This window comes from Domibacillus sp. DTU_2020_1001157_1_SI_ALB_TIR_016 (genome assembly GCF_032341995.1).
Taxonomy (GTDB): domain Bacteria; phylum Bacillota; class Bacilli; order Bacillales; family Domibacillaceae; genus Domibacillus; species Domibacillus indicus_A.
Genome location: NZ_CP135439.1, coordinates 737,678 through 756,009, shown reverse-complemented (window position 1 = coordinate 756,009; position 18,332 = coordinate 737,678). Strand labels below are relative to the sequence as shown.

Below are 18,332 nucleotides of genomic sequence, written 5' to 3'. Positions count from 1 at the left end.
TTATCTGATTTTGACGCTGCGGCCAATTTTGGCGCTTTCGTAAACAGATTCAATGATACTCGATACGTACATGGATTCCTCTGGATTTGTCAGCGGCGTGCTTTCTCCAAAGCAGCAGGAAGTAAAATGTTCCGCCTGCAAAATGGCAAACGGCTTTTCTTCTGGAATCCATGCGATATCCGAGTTGATCAGCACGCCATGCTCGGCTTTGTTCAGGCGAAGCGGAAACACATCAATACCGCCTTTTGTGCCGGAAATGCTGATCGTTTCTTCATCTTTCGGAATGTTCGCTGCCCATGAGGTTTCAAACATGACCACTGCCCCGTTTTCGAGCCGGATAAAAGCCGTGGCATGGTCTTCTACTTCAAAGGTGGCCGGGTTAATTGTACCCCATTCGTTTACCATATCTTTTTGCATACTTAAATGGTTAAAAGTAGCGCCGCTCACTTCAAACGGTTTTGAACTGCCGGTCAGCCACATTGCCAAATCAAGCAAGTGGCAGCCATAGTCGATCAGCGCGCCGCCTCCTTGAAGTTCGCGATTTGTAAATACACCCCAGCCTGGTACTTTACGGCGCCGCATGGATTTAATGCGAATCACAAGTGGCTGACCAATTTCGCCGCTGTCAATCAGCCGTTTAGCCGCCCGTGATTCTTTTAAAAAGCGCCAGTGATAAGCAATAAGCAGTACCTTTTTTGACTTTTCAGCTGCGGCAACCATTTCCTCACACTCTTTTGTATTCAATGCCATCGGCTTTTCACACATGACATGAACACCGGCATTTAGTGCCTGTACGGCGGCTGGAGCATGAAATTTATTTGGAGTAGCGATAATCAGCGCGTCAATTTTCTCAAGCATTTCTTCCAGGCTCTTGCAGACGTGCTCAATCCCAAATTTTTCGGCTGTTTCTCTCGCCCTCTCCTCGTTTACATCCATTACGGCCGTGATTTCCGCTTCTTTCACATGTTTAAAAGCCGGAATATGCCGCTCTGTTGCAATGCCCCCTGTACCTAAAACGCCGATTCTCAGTTTTGTCATGTTTGTCACCTCTTTGATTAAATACGGACAGTTCGCTTTGATTCACTTGATTCCAGTGCAGCTAAGATCACCTGCAATGACTTTTTGCCTTCATTCCCGCAGACAGGCGGAGTTGTATCCTCCAAAATGCTGTTAATAAATTGCTCTACCACACGAGAATTTGTTTGTTTACCTTCTTCATTTGACTGAATTGCACCGAGGCTGTGACGTTCACTGTTGCCATTTTTATATTGAATAATGAGTGAATAATTCGGGTCATCTTCCAAACGCATGATGCCATTTTCTGCGTAAAAGACAGTAGAATTGTCTTCACCGCCGTTGTACGCCCAGCTTGCGGCTAATGTTCCAATTACACCGCTTTCCGATTTTAGGACACAAACAGCATTATCATCGACTGTAGAATTTTCCTTGGCCGAGCCCTCGACAAATGCTGCCACTTCTACAAATTCTTCTCCGAGCAAATAGCGAAGCAAGTCGGTTTTATGAACACCAAGGTCACCCATTGCCCCGATAAACGCAAGCTCTTTTTTGAAAAACCAGCTGTTTGTTCCATCCACACTCCAGCCTTCCGGCCCCCCATGGCCAAATGCCGTACGAAAGCTATAAATCTTACCTAAAACACCACTTTCGATAATAGACCGGGCTTTTTGGTGGGAAGCAACAAAGCGCTGATTATGGGCAATCATTAATTTTTTGCCACTTTTTTCTGCCGCTTCGATCATCGCCTCTGCTTCTTTCTTTGAAGTGGCCATTGGCTTTTCGCAAAGCACATGCTTGCCTGCTTGGAGTGCCGCAATGGTAATAGGCGCGTGCAGTACATTCGGTGTACAAACGCTGATGGCATCGACGTCTCCATCTTTAAGTAATTCTTCATAGCTTGTATAAGCCTTTGCATTAAAATGCTCCGCGTATTTTTGGGCCCGTTCTTCCTTTACATCACAAAATGCTGTTACTTGAACATGCTCGTTTGCAACGTACTCCGGAATATGGCGATGCTGGGCAATACTTCCGCACCCAATGACGCCTACTTTAATTTTCCCCATTCTTTTTATTCTCCCCTTAACTCTTCAATTGGTTGTGCATTACCATATACAGGCCGTTCTCGTTTCACCGGAGCTGCCCATTTTACTGCGTTTTGAATGACACGTTGGACATTTTCATTAAAATATGTAGGATGTGTTTCATGTCCAGGACGGAAATAAAAGACTTTGCCGTTGCCCCGTTTGTAAGTGACGCCGCTTCGGAACACTTCGCCGCCTTCGAACCAGCTCATGAAAATGAGCTCATCCGGCGCGGGAATATCAAAATGTTCGCCATACATTTCCTCATGCTCCAGCTCAAAATATTCGCCGATTCCTTCTGCAATTGGATGTGCAGGGTCTACGACCCAAAGGCGTTCCTTTTCTCCAGCTTCACGCCATTTCAAATCGCAGGATGTGCCCATCAGTGCTTTGAAAATTTTCGAGAAATGACCCGAATGAAGCACAATGAGCCCCATGCCATCGAGTACACGCTGCTGTACTTTTTTCACAACTTCATCGCTCACTTCTTCATGTGCAACATGCCCCCACCAAAGAAGTACATCTGTTTGATTTAATACATCCTCTGTCAACCCGTGCTCTGCTTCATCCAATGTGGCCGTTTGAACGGTCCGTCCTTCTTCTTTTAAAAAATCTGCGATTACTTGATGAATGCCTTCTGGATAAATCTCTTTGACCGCCTGCTTGTTTCGTTCATGACGAAATTCATTCCATACTGTAATATTCATAGAATCGCTCCATTCTCTGATATTTTTTTGCATGAATCCCGTACCACAACAGAAGTCGGCACTAAAATATTCCGCTTCATCATGTCCGGTTTTTCCAAAAGATCTACCAATGTTTTGGCCGCTTCATAGCCGAGCTGAAATGCATGAATATCGACTGTTGTCAGCGGCGGGCTCGAAAGCTCGGAAAGCATGGAATCCGTAAAAGTGGTGACGGCTACATCATCCGGCACCCGCAAGCGCCGCTCGTATAAAGCAGACAGCAGGCTCATAGCCATTAGTTCATCCGTCGTCACAATCGCCGTTGGCCTTGGATCCATCATCATCATCTCATCAATGGTTTCCTTGGCGCTTTCTTTTGAAATTTCTTTTCTAAAAAGAACTTCTGATTGAATATTCGCAAGTTTTAATGCCTGTTTATATCCTTCTTCACGATCTTTATGCACTTCAAACCTCGGATCGCCCCCGACATACGCAATATGTGTATGTCCGGCACGAATCAAATGGTCTGTTATATCACGTGCTGCTTTGACGTTATCGTTATCTACATACATGACCTTGTCAGTATGCTCCGACGGTTTACCGATCATAACAAACGGAAAGTTTTGCTCTAAAAGCAGCTGCAGTACCGGGTCATGATCCTGTGAATAAAGCATAATCATGCCGTCGACGCTTTTGCCTTGAACCATGTTCACAACTTCCCGATAAATGTCTTCATCAGATTCACCGCACGTCAATAGGATGCTGTATTCCTTTTGATGCAGCAGGTCACTCATTCCTTGAAGCGCTGCCGGAAAAAACGGATCGGACAGTGAATGCTTCGTAGACGTTTTACGAATAATCCCAATTGTTTGGGAGGACTGCGTGACAAGCTTACGTGCAAGCAGGTTCGGATGGTAGCCGAGCTCCTGCATCACTTTTCTTACTTTTTCTTTTGTTTCCTGCGTAATTTTTGGATGGTCCGCGATAACACGGGAGACGGTCGAAGGCGCAACCTGCGCTCTCTTTGCTACATCTTTAATTGTGACAGCCATGACCGGTTCCTCCCTTTTCTAGTTTATAGTACCATTTTTCAAAAAAAATAAGAAAGTATATCGTTTCTTAATAATGCCCTGCTGCAGCCCCCGCAGCATTTTACTTTCCCAGCCGCCCGGGAGCTTCTTGTATTTCTTTGTCTCGATTGGAGCGCTTTTGTACGCAAAGTGCTGCTCTTTTTATTTTACAGCGCCATCGGAAACCCCTTTAATAATTTGTTTTTGTGCGAAGAAATACGCAATGATAACGGGAATAATCGAAATCGTTAAACCAGCAAGCGCTAAATGCCACTGCTTCGTATACTGGCCGAAGAAGTTAAACAGCTTTAACGGAATCGTATCCGTACCGTCGCCGCTGATCACCAGTGATGGAAGAAGGAAATCGTTCCAAATCCAAATCACGTTCAAAATCCCAACTGTAATAGAGATCGGTTTTAGCAGCGGGAAGATAATGTACCAAAATACTTGAAGCCGGTTACAGCCATCAATCGTTGCCGCCTCATCAAGTGATTTGGAAATGCCTTTAAGAGCTCCGTGATAAAGAAAGATCGACAAGCTGCATCCGAAGCCAAGATACATAAAAATCAGCCCGTAAAAGTTAAGCGCATTGGCTTTTCCGAAAATCGAAACAAGCGGAATCATAACGGATTGAAAAGGAATCAGCATGGCCGCTACAAACACAAAGAAAATGATATTGCTCAGCCGGCTTCCGTTGCGGGATAATGCATAAGCAGCCATAGCGGAGAAAAAGAGAATAACCGCTACGCTCAAAAGAGTTACAAGCACTGAATTCACAAATGTCTGCAAAAATGTTAATTCTTCAAAAGCCTGTGTAAAGTTATCAAAAGTAAAATCTTCTGGCAGCTTTAGCGTATTGGTAAAAATCTCGCGTTTTGTTTTAAAAGCATTGGCAATCATTAAGTAGAAAGGAGAGATCCAAAAAAGAGCCAGTAAAATACCAATAATTTCGAGCGTCCAGCGTTTTCCTGACTTTTTCATTACATCTCTACCTCCTTTTTCTTATTAATGTACACTTGTGTTAATGAAATAATCGCCACAATGATAAAGAAGATAACGGCTTTCGCCTGTGCTTCTGCCATTTGGTTTAATTGGAAGGCCGTTTGAACAATATCCATGGCAACCATTTTCGTTGAGTCAAATGGTCCGCCGTTTGTGAGCGATAAGTTCTGATCATAAATTTTAAAAGCATTGGACAGCGTTAAAAACAAGCTGACCGTAAAGGCAGGCATTACAAGGGGGAACGTAATATTTCGGAAGCGCTGCCATGCATTTGCGCCGTCGATCTCTGCTGCTTCAAGCAAATCTTTCGGCACGTTTTCCAAGTACGCAATGTAAATAATCATAATATAGCCGGCCATCTGCCAGCTCATCAAAATAACCATTCCCCAGAAGCCTGTCTGGGAGTCGGAAAGCCAGCCCTGCAGCCATTCAATACCCGTTGCCCGTCCAATAGCATCAAACACTTTTGTGAAAATAAACTGCCAGATAAAGCCGAGAATCAACCCGCCGATTAAGTTTGGCATAAAAAAGATAGTGCGAAGAACGTTTTTAGATTTAATGTAGGATGTAACAAGCATGGCGAGGCCAAGCCCCATAATGTTGATAACGATAACAGAAGCAACGGAGAATTTAAACGTAAACCACAACGATCTTAAAAAGCCCTCGTCACTGAACAGTTCAATATAATTTTTCACACCGATAAATTCAGCTGCATTTACCCCATCCCAGTCTGTGAAAGAGTAAATAATCCCGTAAATAAGCGGAAGCAGGACGACGATGCCAAGCGCAAATAAAACCGGCGCTAAAAAAAGCCAAAACATAAAGTCTTTGTTTCTCATGCTGCCTAAACCTCATTTCTGTTGAATTTTGGGAAAGAAAAAGATAACAGCTGAAACGTGCCTGTTATCTTTTTTCTTTTCATGGAATTACTGACGCGCTTTTTTCCAATCATTTTTCGCAGCTTGAATCGCTTCTTCCCAAGACGCTTCACCTGCAAGATACTTTTGAAGATGCGCTCCTAAAATATCACTCCATCCAACTGGATAGCCAAGGAATACCCATCCTTGCGTGTTTCCTTCTTCGGCATATTGATAGATCGTTTTAGAAAGCGGGTCGGCAATTTTATCTGCATCGTAGCCTTCGTAAGCCGGGATAAATTTAAATTGTGTTAGAACCGCTTCTTTTCCTTCATCAGACGTGTACAGCCAATCTAAAAATTCTTTTGCTGCTTTTTGAGCTTCTTCATCTGCGTTTTTGTTTACAGCCCAGTATTGTGGAACACCAACTGGCATTTTCATTTCACCGTCAACCGGGATTGGGAAGATGCCAACATTTTCAGCAAGCTCTGGATCCATCTGTTCGATTGTCGGGTATACCCAGTTTCCTTGCTTAATCATGGCTACGCGGCCTGTTGAAAACAATTCTTCTACCTGCTGTGAATAATCAAGGCTCAAAACCGGCTGTACGGAATATTTGTTTTGAAGGTCAATATACTCCTTGTACTGTTCTGCTTTTGTAAATGGAAGTTCTTTCGCCTGGAATGCTTCCATTACGCTGCCATTAAAATCGTCTGCGATAAAAGAGTTTGAGCCGTGGTTTCCTTCTGTCCATTTTTCTTTTCCAGCAAAAGCAAACACAGCGTCAATGCCAAGCTCGTCCTTTTTGCTGTCCAGCGTTTGAACCGCTTTCGTTAAATCATCCATTGATTTAATCGAATCTGCATCCACTCCGGCTTTTTCGAAAATCTCTTTGTTATAAACAAATCCGTATCCTTCCTGATTGTATGGAAGGCCCAGCACTTTCCCGTCTTCTGTCACACTTTCGAGCGTGCCTTCCAGCGCTGCTCCAGCCGCTTTCGTATCACTTACATCTATCAATCTATCACGGTACTGCTGCACATCAACGGCTCCGTTAATATTAAAAATAGCCGGCTCGTCTCCTGAAGCAAATTTGGATTTCAGCGCCGAACCATAATCGTTCCCGCCCCCTACTGTTTGAACATTTATATCAACTTCCGGATGGTCTTCTTCATATTGCTTCGCGAGTTCCTCAAACTGGTCTTTAAACTCCACTTTAAACTGGAAAATATCTACGACCGTCTGATCGCCGCCCCCTCCGCCTGAACTGCCAGATGATTCTTCTTTTTTCTCAGCTGTTGAGCAGCCAGCAAGACCTAGAAACAATGCCGATGAAAGTACGAATGCTTTTTTTGTTAACACGTCATCTACCCCTTTGCAGTCTTTTTAGTTGATCGAAAACAGTAACCGCTTTCAACTTCTGAAACCACTATACCACCGTTACTATGAAAGCGTCAACATTTTTTGAGAAATCGTTTGCATATTTTTTGTAAAGCCTTTCAAAGTTAATTTAATAGGTTTTCATTTCTTGTATATACAAAGAAAATTAGAAATACTTGATGCAAACGATTGCTCTTCTTTTCACAATAAAATGGAATAAAAAAACAGCCTTTACGGCTGTTATTCCACATTGCTATGAAGCTTAAACGTTTGTTCGTGTGTCCGATCTTGTTTTTCTGCATAGTTCAGGCAAAGTACATCGAACAGTACATGAGTGCTTTGATCAAAAAGGGAGCCGAGCGGCTGAATGCTTTTTCTTTCTCCTTCATTCCGATACTTCGTAGCGGCCGGTACGTGAAGAATAGAAGAAGCATGGGAAGCAAGTGGAGACGCTGGATCCGTTGTGACGGCTATCGTTACACATCCTAATTGAGCTGCCCTTTCTGCTGTCCAGCATACACTTTTTGTTTTTCCAGATCCCGACACAAGCACGATGACATCCCCTTTTTGAATAGATGGCGTTGTGGTTTCGCCAATGACAAATGACTGGACACCAAGATGCATTAACCGCATCGCAAACGACTTTGCCATAAATCCAGACCGCCCTTCACCGAATACAAAGATTCGTTCAGCTGATGTTAGATGGTCCGCCGCCCTTTCCAATTGCCCCTCCTGAACGTGACTGGTTACATCTTCAATTTCTGCCAGAACGGCTTTTATTTTTTCCTTCATTTTGATTCCTCCATGTTTAGCTGTTGTTTGAATGCAGCTGCTATCCGGACAGGATCCTCTGCTTTTGTAATGGCGGAGCCGATAATAAAAACAAGCGGGTTCATTTTTTTGTACGCTGGCAGGCTTTCTAATGTAATTCCGCCCGCTACCGCTATTTTTAAGCCAGCCTGCACGCCTGTTTCACTGTTTTGTTTTGTGCCAAGCTCCTGCTGGTCTTTGCTTGTATGCAGACAAAGAATCGCATTATACTGGCTTAACAGTTCCTGCTGGGCAGGTGTTGTATAAAGCAGGTCGATCATCATTTGCTTGCCTCTTTTTTCTGCTTCTGCTATACAGGCTTCAATCGTCACAAGCGGTGCAGTTCCCATTACCGTGGCAATATCTGCTCCCGCTTCAAAACAAAGCTGGCATTCGTACTGCGCGTTGTCATTGGTTTTCATATCGGCAACAATCACTTTATTCGGAAACGCTTTTTTCATCGCCCGGACACTGTCCATACCAAACTCCTTAATGAGCGAGGTTCCGACTTCCAGCCAGTCGACATGCTCTTCTGTCTCTGCTGCCATTCCAATGGCTTCTTCGATGGTCATACGGTCTAATGCCAATTGTATATTCACTGTGCTCCCCCTAACTAAATCGGTTTATTAACCAAAGAAAAAGAAAGAGCTTTTATAAAAAGCTCTATTGGGCCGAATCCCGAATCAGCAGGCTTGTTTCTAAAACATGCGTCTCTGGGGTAACCGGCTTTTTCATAATTTGCTGAATCAACAGTTCCGCTGCTCTTGTTCCCATTTCGTAAGCCGGCTGTGAAATGGTTGTAATAGCCGGTTCGTATATATCAGCAAATTTAATATTATCAAAAACAATCAGCGCTAAATCCTGGCCAATCTTCAAGTTGTTTTCTTTAGCAAACTTCATGACTTCCATAAAAGATAGATCATTGGCCGCTATGAGTGCTGTCGGAGGATGCTGTTGAAACATTTCTTTCATAGATGGCACAATCGCCTCATATGGAACGGATTTTACATATTGATCCTGAAACGGCAATCCCCTTGCTTCTATCGCTTCCTTATAGCCCTCAAGCCGTTCTCTCCGTGTATACGTCGTCATTGGCGGCGTCACAAGCGCAATACGGTCATGCTTTTTTTCAACTAGATATTCTACTGCCTGGCGGACAGCTCTTCGATTATCGACTACAATCGTGCTTACTTCTACACCTTCTATCTTACGGTCAACAAAAACGATTGGATATTTTTCCTTTTCCAGCTGACGGTATAATTCCTGATTGCCCCCGGACGGAAAAATGATCAGCCCATCGACCTGGCGTGCGCGCAGCATATCAATATACTTTTTTTCTTTTTCCGGATCGTCATATGCATTGCATACAATTGCATGGATGTCTTTTTTTTGACAGTAATCCTCAATAGCCTGGCACACTTCTGTAGAAATGCCATGGACGATATTGGCCACAATAATACCGATCATTGATGTTCTTTTTTGCTTTAAACTGCGAGCAATGACATTCGGGCTGTACGAAAGATCTTGAACTGCCCGCTCAATTTTTTTCTTTGTGTCTTCGCTCATATATTCAAATCGTCCGTTTAAAAATTGCGATACGGTACTTTTCGACACACCCGCTTCTTTCGCTACATCCGCCATTGTTACCCGTTTCATATGTCCTCTTCCTTTAAATCATTTGAATTTTCTTTTATATTACGCTTCTTTTTGCGTAATTCCAAGAGAGGAAGCGGACTCGGGACGTTTTTTTGGCTTTGCGCCTTTTACAGCAATAATCGTCAGGATAGCTGACAGGAATAAGGATCCTGACATAAACATGTAGGAAGCACCAAATCCGCCGGTGGTCCCGTTCAAATAGCCAACGAAATAAGAACCTGCAAACGAACCGAGCGCACCCATACTATTGATCAGCGCCATTGCCCCTCCTGCTACGTTACGCGGCAGCACTTCCGGAATAATCGCGAAAAATGGCCCGTATGGTGCATACATGGCACCGCCGGCAATAATCAGCAGCACAAACGACAGCCAGAAGTGACTTGTGCCGACCATGTAGGATCCTAAAAACGCAAAGCCTCCAATTAAAAGAAACGGCCAGACAAACGCGGTGCGATTCTGCATTTTGTCTGAAAAATAAGAGGCACTCAGCATGCCGATAATCGCCAATACATATGGAACAGAAGCAAGCCAGCCGGTTTTGACAATATTCATGTTCGGCGCGGCATTTAAAATGGACGGCAGCCACATCACAAAACCATATACACCAATGCTCCAAAGCGCATATTGCGCACTTAACAGGATCACGGTTTTCGAACGAAATGCTTCTGCATAGTTTTTAACCGGCTTGATTCCCTGCTGCTCTTTTTCAAGCTCCACCTGCAAGTCCCGCTTTTCTCCGTCTGACAGCCATTTAGCATCTTTCGGTTCATCTACAACAAGCTTCCACCATAAGAATGCCCAAACGACAGCTGGAAGCCCTTCCAAAATAAACATCCAGCGCCAGCCGACCGATTCAATTAAGTAGCCGGACAAAATGGACATCCATAAAACGGTGGCCGGATTTCCTAAAATTAAAAACGTATTCGCCCGGGAACGCTCGGCTTTTGTAAACCAGTGGCTTAAAAACACAAGCATAGACGGCATAACGGCACTTTCTACAACGCCAAGCAAAAATCGGATGACAATCAAAAAGCGTACGTCGCTGACCATTCCTGTTGCCGTCGCCAGCCCGCCCCATAAAATCAGCGACCAGAAAATCAGTTTTTTGGCACTTCGGTTTTCAGCATAGTGGGCACCCGGCACTTGAAAAAAGAAGTAACCAAGGAAAAACAGAGAGCCAAGCAGCGCGGACATGGAAGCTGTAATATGTAAATCTTCCGCCATGCCTCCGGCTGCGCCGAATCCGTAATTGGCTCTGTCTAAATAAGCAAGACTATACGTAATAAAAACGACTGGAATGAGACGAAGCCATCTTGATTTAGCGAGCTGTGTTTTCATTGTATGCCACCTCTTTTTCAAATTTGTTCATAAACCGTGCCAATGTCAGCCGGTCCGGATATCCTTCATGATCGCCTGCATGCCCGACCGCCATTGCACCAATTGCGTTGCCACGCCGAGCGCACTCCTCAATCGGCAATCCTTCGAGCAGACCGCTTATCACACCAGCTGCAAAGCCATCGCCAGCACCAACTGTGTCAACGATCTGTTCCACTTTGTAACCCGGCACTACTGCTTCTTGAGCGGCAGTTTTTACATATGCTCCTTCACTTCCGAGCTTTACAATCACACACGGTACACCGCGCTTTCTATAAAAATCAGCGATTTCGTCGGGTTTCGTGTACCCTGTCAGCTGTTCTCCTTCTTCGATTCCCGGCAGCACGATGTCCGCTTGGTATGCGGCTTCGTTTGTTACGCCAATCATTTCTTCCGATGAATCCCACAAGGAGGGGCGTAAATTGGGATCAAACGAAATGGTTTTGCCTGCTTTTTTCATAGTGGATAAAACCGATAAGGAAAACGCTCTCATTTCTGAAGACAGAGCAAGCGGGATGCCTGTCATATGCAGGTGGCGCGCCTGTAAAAAGTAAGCCGGATTCATTTCTTCATCGGTTAGGCGGCTTGCTGCTGAGCCTTTTCGGTGATACTGCACATGCGGGTCGCCTTCGGTCACTTTGGACTTAAACTGAAAGCCAGTCGGATATTGTTCGTCCATCCATACATGATCTGTATTTACTCCTTCTCTTGCAAGAGCCGCTAAAATAAACGCACCAAATGCATCTTTCCCCACCTTGCTTGCCCAGCCGCTTTGAAAGCCAAGACGCGCAAGGCCAATCGCTGTGTTTGTTTCTGCGCCGGCGAGCGCCTGCGTAAACTCGGTTACTTCGTGCAGCGGGCCCGGAGTTTTCGCCATAAACATCGACATCGCTTCGCCAAATGTTACAACCTCTATGGTAGTCATTGTACAACCGCCTTCTTTTTTTCGATATAGTTTTTATAAAGAAACAGATCATTCATGGACAGCGGAAACTCAAGCGCTACTGGAACTGCAGCAGGTAAAAGCTCCAAAATCATTTCCCACTCAGCGCTTTTCCCGAGAGGAATAGCAACGGTTTGAAGCCCTTCCGGTGTTTCGTTCACCTGCTTTACATGAAGGTAACGAATATAGCTTTTCAATACATGAAATGCTTTTTGAACCGATTCACCTGTGTACCGCCAGTTTCCAGTATCAAATGTAAGGCCAGCCTCCATTCCTTCCTCGGAACAAATTTCTAAAAAAGCAGCCAGCGGCTCGATCGTTCCGCCCTGCTTTGTTTGATCATTTTCAACAAGCCACTGCGTTCCAGCAGGAAGAGCTTTGCGAAAAAAATGGTCCATTTCTTTTACATTGGATTTTCCCTTCATAAACGATCCGAGCGGAAGCTTTAACGTATCCGCCTTTATTTCTGTCATTTCCTGAACGACTATCTGCAGGTTTTCTTTGTTAAAAGTTCCATCTGCCTGAAACAGTTCAACAGGTGCAGAATAAACCGTGTAATGCTCCGTTTGAAATTGTTCCAGCGGTCTGTCCGAAGGAGTAAGAAGCTCACGCCGAATTTCGACTCCTTTGATATCGCTTTCAATAAGCTGTTTAAAAAGAAAAGCCTGGCCATTTTTCTTTACTTCTGCTTCGCCAAATGCATTCATCGGAATAACAATCATTGTTCTGCACCTCTTTTTATAAATCGATTTACTAAACCGGTTTATTAGATTATATATCCGTGTAAGCGTTTTATCAAGCTTTTTTTATCCTTTTTTGCTCAAATAAAAAAACAGGGCTCATACTGCCCTGTTTGAGACTATAGACAAATGATATGGATGATCGTGCGCATGAATGGGATGGATCGGCGGCGTCCAGGCAGCTCCGCTTTCTATGGGGCAGGCGCTGAGCCCGACTCCGCCTGGCGGCTCAGCGGTCTCTGCTGCCCGCTCGTCCCATAGGAGTCTGCACTGCCCTCCCGCCGCCAAGTGGCTTGCAACAAGATTTTATAGAGCTCATAAGGTCGTATCTTTCTGTTTAAAAAAAGAGAAAATGTTTATTCAGTCCCTGCTTATAGATCTTCAACACCACTTATCGACTTTTTTTAAAAGAGAAAGACTTTGCCTATACACTGAAACAGGGCTTATGCTCCCCTGTTTTTATAATTCAATTGTTCTTTTGTCACGGCTGCTTTCGAGCGCTGCTTCAATAACGCGGATCGTTCGTACGCCTTCCTCTCCCGAAACCGGGCACTGCTTTCCATCACGAATACATTGATAAATTTCTTTGTAATAACGCCGGTAATCACCTGGAAGTGTTACGATTTTTTCGTTTCCTTCTTTTGTATAAAGCGTTCCATACTGGTCAAGCCGGTCCATTCCCCATTCGGGACTTTCAAGGGGCTCTCCATTTATCAATTCTTCCTCCTGAGGATCTTCCCCCCGCTTCATAAACGTTCCCTTTGTACCGTGCACTTTATACTTGGCGCCTTGCTCCACTGTAATCATGCCGCTGTGTAAAATCACTCGTTTCGTTCCGTACGTTAAAACAAGATGGAAATAATCATCTACGAGTGCATGAGGGCGCTGCTTTTGAATATCTGCCGTTATACTATCAGGCATCCCAAACAGTGATAGAGCCTGGTCAATCAAATGCGCCCCAAGATCATATAAAACGCCTGAAGCTGGTTTTTTCTCTTCACGCCAGCCTCTGGCAATCACCGGCTCAAAGCGGTCATAATGTGCTTCATATACAGAAACATCACCCAGCCGGCCCTCTTCTATCATTTTCTTGACAGTCAGGAAATTTCCGTCATACCGGCGGTTTTGAAAAACACTAAGCATCACGTTATGTTTCTTAGCGCAGTCAGCAAGCGTTTCTGCTTCTTGAATGGTCGGTACCATCGGCTTTTCGACAATGACGTGTTTTCCTGCCTCAAGTGCCTGCTTCGTAATATCAAAGTGAAGACTGCTCGGTGTGGTTACGACTACAAGCTCTACCTGAGCGTTATTTAAAATGTCGTCCATTTGCTGGACAACGTCTATAGATGGAAAACACTCTTTTAATTTTTCTTTTTTAGAAGACAAAATACTGACAAGCTGAAATTCCTCCATTTTGTTTAAAAATGGAGCGTGAAAGGTTGAGCCTGAAAATCCATACCCGATTAACGCTGTGCCGATTGCCTTCAAAACGCCATCTCCTTTATTCTCGTTTTTTTTACACTCATTCCCTTTCTATTCTTTATTCAAACGAAAGACGCTTAATGTGCTCGATAGAGTGGTACATATAGTATAATAAGGTAGAATATGAACAGAACCTTTTCACTACTTTTGAGAGGATTGACTTATTATGGCCCGCAACGATTACCAGGCAATGCTTTCTAAGCGGATGGAAAAGGAGTTTTCCAGCTGGTTTGAACAAGATCATATCCAAGAACGGGATTTATACCGTTTTTTACATACGATGAAAGGTACCGCAGGCACAATCGGCATGGAAGAAATGTCTGCTTTTTGTGCCTCACAGTTGGAGACACTTTCTGAAGCAAGCGAGGCGACTATTCCGGTTCGTTCATTAAAAAACTTTATTTTTTTAATGAGAAGTTTTTTCAATAAGAAAGAATTAACGACCCAGCCTGAAGTGAAACAGCCTGAAAGTACGCTTCATTCCATCGAAGAAAACAGCGGCTTTATTTTACTAATTGATGAGGATGCAGAATCCGCTTCTTTTATTAAAGAAACACTAGAAGAAAACGGCATACAAGTGGTAATTGCTTTAAATGGAAAACGAGGAGTTGAACTTTTTTATACCCTTCAGCCCCATATGGTTGTAGCCGATGTCCAGCTTCCCGATATGAGCGGATTTGATGTACTGGCGCAAATCGGTGATATTGCCCGAAGCCGTTATGTTCCTATTACATTGGTTAGTACGAACAATCCGATCGAAAATACCATTCGCGCTTATGAAATGGGTGCGATGGATTTTATTCAGAAACCGCTTAATATGAGCTTATTTGTCCCTTATATTTCTAACCGATTAAGAAACAAATCGGCTGTTTCACAATCTGCACTGACCGATGAGCTGACAGGCGCTGGCAACCGGCGCCAGTTCACACAAACGCTTATGCAAATGTCTGCTTTAGCGGAACGGAAACGACATACATTTACGCTTGTGATGCTAGATTTGGATTACTTTAAAAAAGTAAACGATCAATATGGGCATCCTGCAGGGGATGAAGTGCTTCGCCGCTTCAGCTCTATCGTGCTGATACTCAAGCGGGAAACCGACTATTTCTTCCGTTATGGGGGGGAAGAATTTGCTTTAATTTTAGCAGATACGACTCCTGAGGAAGGGACGGTCTTAATTGAACGGATTCGTGCAAAAATGGCCGAAACCGAATTTACCGTCCCGGGCTTTGATCCTTTCTATGTGACGTTTTCTGCTGGTGCAGCTGAATACAGAATCAATGAATCTACCGTTTTGGCAGAAGCGGACCAGGCGTTATATAAAGCAAAACGAAGCGGCCGAAACCAAACGGTTATTTATGAAATTGACAGCGGTGATGTTAAGCGCCATTTGAATATTATGATTATCGATGATGACCTTCTTATGCGAAAAATGTTGTCGAAGCAGTTTTCCGGCTGGAAGCCAAATGAAATCGATGTGGTTGTCCACGAATATCCGGATGGCATTACATTCCTGGAGTCAGACTGGTACAAGGCTGATGAGAATTATATGATTCTCTTAGACGGCATTATGCCGAAAATGGATGGCCTCGAAGTGCTGTCAAATGTCCGCAAACGGTTCCCGGATGACAACATTGTCATATCGATGCTGACAGCCCGGACAAATGAAGCAGATATTGTTTTAGCACTAAAAAGTGGAGCGGATGACTACATTGTAAAACCATTTCACCCGCAGGAAGTGGTCGCGCGTGTACAGCGCTTGACAAAGAGGATGTTTAAATGACCCTCTCTTTTTTCCTTCTCTTGACGGTGCTCTTACTTCTATTTCAAATGGGACTGCTCCTTTATTTAGTCATCCGCAAACGTAAAAGGCAGCGTCTGGAAGAAGAAATAGAAAGCCAGTATACGCATTCAACAGAGCCGTTTGCTTCCTATATGATGGATCCATCAGACGCGCGTTTTCTTTATGCCGTCAAATCGATTCCTCATCAACAGGTTGTACTGGAACGGCTATTAAACGGCTACGTGGCATTTACAAAAGGAGGCAGTGCCTCTCCTTTAGTGCAGCAGCTGTCGGAAGAATTTTTAACAGAACCCTATACACGCGTGTTAAATCAGCGCAACTGGGCGCGGAGAGTGAACACCCTTCATTACATTGAAGATTTTCATATGCGCTCTTTAGCACCTATCCTGCGTGAACGGCTGAAGCAAGCCGGGAAACTGGACGTGGAAACCCAGCAGCTCATTCGGACACTGGCTTCTCTAAATGAAGATGTTGTCATTGAGGAGTTAAACCGTTTTCCGAATGCGCCTGTTCGGCTGTTCGTAGACGCGTTTCACCGATTAAACAAAACGCATGCTGAAAAGCATGTGAAAGCGGCGCTCGAAGGTGAAGATGAGACAATCAAACACGCTGCCTTTACTTATATTGCTCATTCAGGGGCGATGACTTTTTTGCCGCAGGTAGAAAAAGAACTGGCCAGCCCTCAAGTCGAAACCAGAATCCAGGCACTCAAAACGATCTTTCGGCTGGAGTATTTGTCGGAACCGGATTTGCTGGCTCCCTTTTTTGGTTCTCCTTTTTGGACAGAGCGAATGTTTGCAGCACGAATTGCAGGTATTATGCAGTTTTCCCGCTATAAACAGACTTTAAGTACATTGCTTGGCGATTCAGTTTGGTGGGTGCGCTATTCAGCGGCAGAAGCGTATACTCATTTTTCAGATGGAGATGTGATTTTAGCGCATTTATCTGAGAATCACCCTGACCGCTATGGCCGGGATATGGCTGCCCAATGGCAGACATTTCGACCTGGAGGTGCCCAATAATGCATATATTTTTTCTTGTTCTTTCGTACGCTATTATTGCTTATATGCTTTTTTCGAGCTTAAGCTATATTCTTTTGTTTGGACTGGCTTTTCGAAAAGTATACAGAGAAAGTGAATTAGATCCGCGGGAAACGACGGAGGACATTGCCGGAAATGAACGGACCTTTCCGGTCTCTATTTTAGTTCCTGCCTATAATGAGGAAGTCGGCGTAGTCAGTACAGTCCGCTCGCTTTTAGCGCTTGAATATCCGGAAAAAGAGATTATCGTCATCGATGATGGGTCAAAGGACCAAACTTCGGCCCGCATGATTGAAGAATTTCAAATGACGGAAGTGTCTTTTGCTGTTCGTGCTTATTTGGAAACGGCTGAAATCAAAACAATCTATCAATCCTCTATTTTTCCATATATTCGCTTAATCAAAAAAGCCAATGGAGGCAAAGCAGATGCCCTTAACGCCGGTATTAACCTGGCATCTTACCCTTATTTCTGTGCCATCGACGGTGATTCGGTTTTAGAAAACGATGCACTGCTGAAAACAATGAAGCCAATTATTGAGTCGGACGGCCAAATTATTGTAACGGGCGGCTCAGTCCGGATTGCCAATGGCTCGACGATTTCAAGAAGTAAAGTTGAAACTATTAATCTGCCGAGCCACCCGGTTGTACTAATGCAGATCATCGAATACTTCCGTGCTTTTTTAATCGGCCGCCTTGCGCTGAGCCGGATGAATATCCTGCTAATTGTCTCCGGGGCATTTGGTGTTTTTCATAAAGAACGGGTTATCCGCGCAGGAGGATACAACAGAAAAACAGTCGGGGAAGATATGGAGCTTGTCGTCAGACTGCACCGGCTGCTTCGGGAAGAAAAGTCCAAGCAGCGGATTGAATATATCCCAGATCCTGTTTGCTGGACGGAAGCACCAGAATCCCTTGAAGTATTGCGTTCTCAGCGGATTCGGTGGCAGCGCGGGTTATGGGAAACACTCTGGACGCATAGAAAAATGATTTTTAACCCTGCCTATGGTTCAATCGGACTCCTGTCTATGCCGTATTTCTTACTTGTGGAGCTATTGGGTGCTGTTTTTGAACTGGGCGGATACTTTATGATTTTTGGCGGGTTCTTTTTCTCTTTAATTGACCCCAAAACAGCCGGCATCCTCTTTTTAGTCACTATTTTTTATGGGTCATTTATTTCTGCGCTGGCTGTACTGCTGGAGGAAATGACACTCCATAAATATCCAAAGGTCTCCCACTTGGTCCGGCTTTATTTATGGGCGCTGACAGAAACATTTTGGTATCGGCCTTTTATGGTTATTTGGCGCATCCAGGGAATCTTTGCCGCTTTCCGTAAAAAGCACAATTGGGGCAATATGAAACGAAAAGGAATTTCGACATAACTCAGATGGA

17 protein-coding genes are annotated in these 18,332 nt (G+C 44.3%); 3 read left to right on the top strand and 14 right to left on the bottom strand.

From position 1 onward, the window contains the following. The 14 genes from RRU94_RS11590 to RRU94_RS11525 all read right to left on the bottom strand — a co-directional run bounded on the left by RRU94_RS11590 (position 1) and on the right by RRU94_RS11525 (position 14,105). Positions 1-1,038 carry a Gfo/Idh/MocA family protein gene (locus tag RRU94_RS11590; RefSeq protein WP_251269962.1) on the bottom strand — a complete coding sequence of 346 codons (1,038 nt, stop codon included), beginning with the start codon at positions 1,036-1,038 and terminating at the stop codon, positions 1-3. Between the two features lie 17 nt (positions 1,039-1,055). Further along, positions 1,056-2,081 carry a Gfo/Idh/MocA family protein gene (locus tag RRU94_RS11585; protein WP_315694422.1) on the bottom strand — a complete coding sequence of 342 codons (1,026 nt, stop codon included), beginning with the start codon at positions 2,079-2,081 and terminating at the stop codon, positions 1,056-1,058. A gap of 5 nt (positions 2,082-2,086) precedes the next feature. Continuing rightward, positions 2,087-2,806, bottom strand: a complete 720-nt coding sequence (locus RRU94_RS11580; RefSeq protein WP_315694421.1) for a ThuA domain-containing protein — start codon at positions 2,804-2,806, stop codon at positions 2,087-2,089. Further along, the gene (locus RRU94_RS11575; protein WP_315694420.1) at positions 2,803-3,837 is read right to left on the bottom strand and encodes a LacI family DNA-binding transcriptional regulator; all 1,035 of its coding nucleotides are present in this window, start codon (positions 3,835-3,837) and stop codon (positions 2,803-2,805) included. The genes RRU94_RS11580 and RRU94_RS11575 overlap by 4 nt, the downstream gene beginning before the upstream one ends. A gap of 180 nt (positions 3,838-4,017) precedes the next feature. After that, positions 4,018-4,836 (bottom strand): carbohydrate ABC transporter permease, encoded by an 819-nt coding sequence (locus tag RRU94_RS11570; protein ID WP_315694418.1) that lies wholly within the window; start codon positions 4,834-4,836, stop codon positions 4,018-4,020. Further along, on the bottom strand, positions 4,836-5,696 hold the full coding sequence (locus RRU94_RS11565; protein ID WP_251269967.1) for a carbohydrate ABC transporter permease: 861 nt from the start codon (positions 5,694-5,696) through the stop codon (positions 4,836-4,838). Before RRU94_RS11565 ends, RRU94_RS11570 begins: the two co-directional genes overlap by 1 nt. Before the next feature lie 87 nt (positions 5,697-5,783). After that, complete coding sequence (locus tag RRU94_RS11560) at positions 5,784-7,076, bottom strand: ABC transporter substrate-binding protein (protein WP_315694417.1); 1,293 nt, start codon at positions 7,074-7,076, stop codon at positions 5,784-5,786. A 258-nt stretch (positions 7,077-7,334) separates the two neighbouring features. Next, positions 7,335-7,886 (bottom strand): 6-phospho-3-hexuloisomerase, encoded by a 552-nt coding sequence (gene hxlB / locus RRU94_RS11555; RefSeq protein ID WP_315694416.1) that lies wholly within the window; start codon positions 7,884-7,886, stop codon positions 7,335-7,337. Further along, on the bottom strand, positions 7,883-8,503 hold the full coding sequence (gene hxlA / locus RRU94_RS11550) for a 3-hexulose-6-phosphate synthase (RefSeq protein ID WP_315694415.1): 621 nt from the start codon (positions 8,501-8,503) through the stop codon (positions 7,883-7,885). Before hxlA ends, hxlB begins: the two co-directional genes overlap by 4 nt. Before the next feature lie 64 nt (positions 8,504-8,567). Then, on the bottom strand, positions 8,568-9,560 hold the full coding sequence (locus RRU94_RS11545) for a LacI family DNA-binding transcriptional regulator (protein WP_315694414.1): 993 nt from the start codon (positions 9,558-9,560) through the stop codon (positions 8,568-8,570). A 39-nt stretch (positions 9,561-9,599) separates the two neighbouring features. Next, on the bottom strand, positions 9,600-10,898 hold the full coding sequence (locus RRU94_RS11540; protein ID WP_315694412.1) for an MFS transporter: 1,299 nt from the start codon (positions 10,896-10,898) through the stop codon (positions 9,600-9,602). Then, complete coding sequence (locus RRU94_RS11535) at positions 10,879-11,859, bottom strand: sugar kinase (RefSeq protein WP_315694411.1); 981 nt, start codon at positions 11,857-11,859, stop codon at positions 10,879-10,881. Before RRU94_RS11535 ends, RRU94_RS11540 begins: the two co-directional genes overlap by 20 nt. Then, a complete protein-coding gene (locus RRU94_RS11530) occupies positions 11,856-12,599 on the bottom strand; it encodes a hypothetical protein (RefSeq protein WP_315694409.1) in 744 nt (247 codons plus the stop codon). The genes RRU94_RS11535 and RRU94_RS11530 overlap by 4 nt, the downstream gene beginning before the upstream one ends. 477 nt (positions 12,600-13,076) lie before the next feature. Further along, on the bottom strand, positions 13,077-14,105 hold the full coding sequence (locus RRU94_RS11525; protein ID WP_315694408.1) for an oxidoreductase: 1,029 nt from the start codon (positions 14,103-14,105) through the stop codon (positions 13,077-13,079). A gap of 160 nt (positions 14,106-14,265) precedes the next feature. On the opposite strand from RRU94_RS11525, the gene RRU94_RS11520 reads away from it, so the two are divergent. Genes RRU94_RS11520 through RRU94_RS11510 form a run of 3 tightly spaced genes read left to right on the top strand, consistent with a single transcriptional unit; the run spans position 14,266 to position 18,322 of the window. After that, positions 14,266-15,882: a diguanylate cyclase gene (locus RRU94_RS11520; RefSeq protein ID WP_315694406.1), complete on the top strand. Its 1,617-nt coding sequence runs from the start codon at positions 14,266-14,268 to the stop codon at positions 15,880-15,882. Further along, positions 15,879-16,925: a HEAT repeat domain-containing protein gene (locus tag RRU94_RS11515; protein WP_315694405.1), complete on the top strand. Its 1,047-nt coding sequence runs from the start codon at positions 15,879-15,881 to the stop codon at positions 16,923-16,925. The genes RRU94_RS11520 and RRU94_RS11515 overlap by 4 nt, the downstream gene beginning before the upstream one ends. Continuing rightward, entirely contained in the window at positions 16,925-18,322 is a 1,398-nt protein-coding gene (locus RRU94_RS11510) for a glycosyltransferase family 2 protein (protein WP_315694404.1), read from the top strand. The genes RRU94_RS11515 and RRU94_RS11510 overlap by 1 nt, the downstream gene beginning before the upstream one ends. Positions 18,323-18,332 lie beyond the last annotated feature (10 nt).

Excerpts from the sequence above, each read along its gene's own strand:
- RRU94_RS11590 (WP_251269962.1), bottom strand. The coding sequence starts at position 1,038 with ATGACAAAACTGAGAATCGGCGTTTTAGGTACAGGGGGCATTGCAACA.
- RRU94_RS11585 (WP_315694422.1), bottom strand. The coding sequence starts at position 2,081 with ATGGGGAAAATTAAAGTAGGCGTCATTGGGTGCGGAAGTATTGCCCAG.
- RRU94_RS11580 (WP_315694421.1), bottom strand. The coding sequence starts at position 2,806 with ATGAATATTACAGTATGGAATGAATTTCGTCATGAACGAAACAAGCAG.
- RRU94_RS11575 (WP_315694420.1), bottom strand. The coding sequence starts at position 3,837 with ATGGCTGTCACAATTAAAGATGTAGCAAAGAGAGCGCAGGTTGCGCCT.
- RRU94_RS11570 (WP_315694418.1), bottom strand. The coding sequence starts at position 4,836 with ATGAAAAAGTCAGGAAAACGCTGGACGCTCGAAATTATTGGTATTTTA.
- RRU94_RS11565 (WP_251269967.1), bottom strand. The coding sequence starts at position 5,696 with ATGAGAAACAAAGACTTTATGTTTTGGCTTTTTTTAGCGCCGGTTTTA.
- hxlB (WP_315694416.1), bottom strand. The coding sequence starts at position 7,886 with ATGAAGGAAAAAATAAAAGCCGTTCTGGCAGAAATTGAAGATGTAACC.
- RRU94_RS11545 (WP_315694414.1), bottom strand. The coding sequence starts at position 9,560 with ATGAAACGGGTAACAATGGCGGATGTAGCGAAAGAAGCGGGTGTGTCG.
- RRU94_RS11540 (WP_315694412.1), bottom strand. The coding sequence starts at position 10,898 with ATGAAAACACAGCTCGCTAAATCAAGATGGCTTCGTCTCATTCCAGTC.
- RRU94_RS11535 (WP_315694411.1), bottom strand. The coding sequence starts at position 11,859 with ATGACTACCATAGAGGTTGTAACATTTGGCGAAGCGATGTCGATGTTT.
- RRU94_RS11530 (WP_315694409.1), bottom strand. The coding sequence starts at position 12,599 with ATGATTGTTATTCCGATGAATGCATTTGGCGAAGCAGAAGTAAAGAAA.
- RRU94_RS11520 (WP_315694406.1), top strand. The coding sequence starts at position 14,266 with ATGGCCCGCAACGATTACCAGGCAATGCTTTCTAAGCGGATGGAAAAG.
- RRU94_RS11515 (WP_315694405.1), top strand. The coding sequence starts at position 15,879 with ATGACCCTCTCTTTTTTCCTTCTCTTGACGGTGCTCTTACTTCTATTT.
- RRU94_RS11510 (WP_315694404.1), top strand. The coding sequence starts at position 16,925 with ATGCATATATTTTTTCTTGTTCTTTCGTACGCTATTATTGCTTATATG.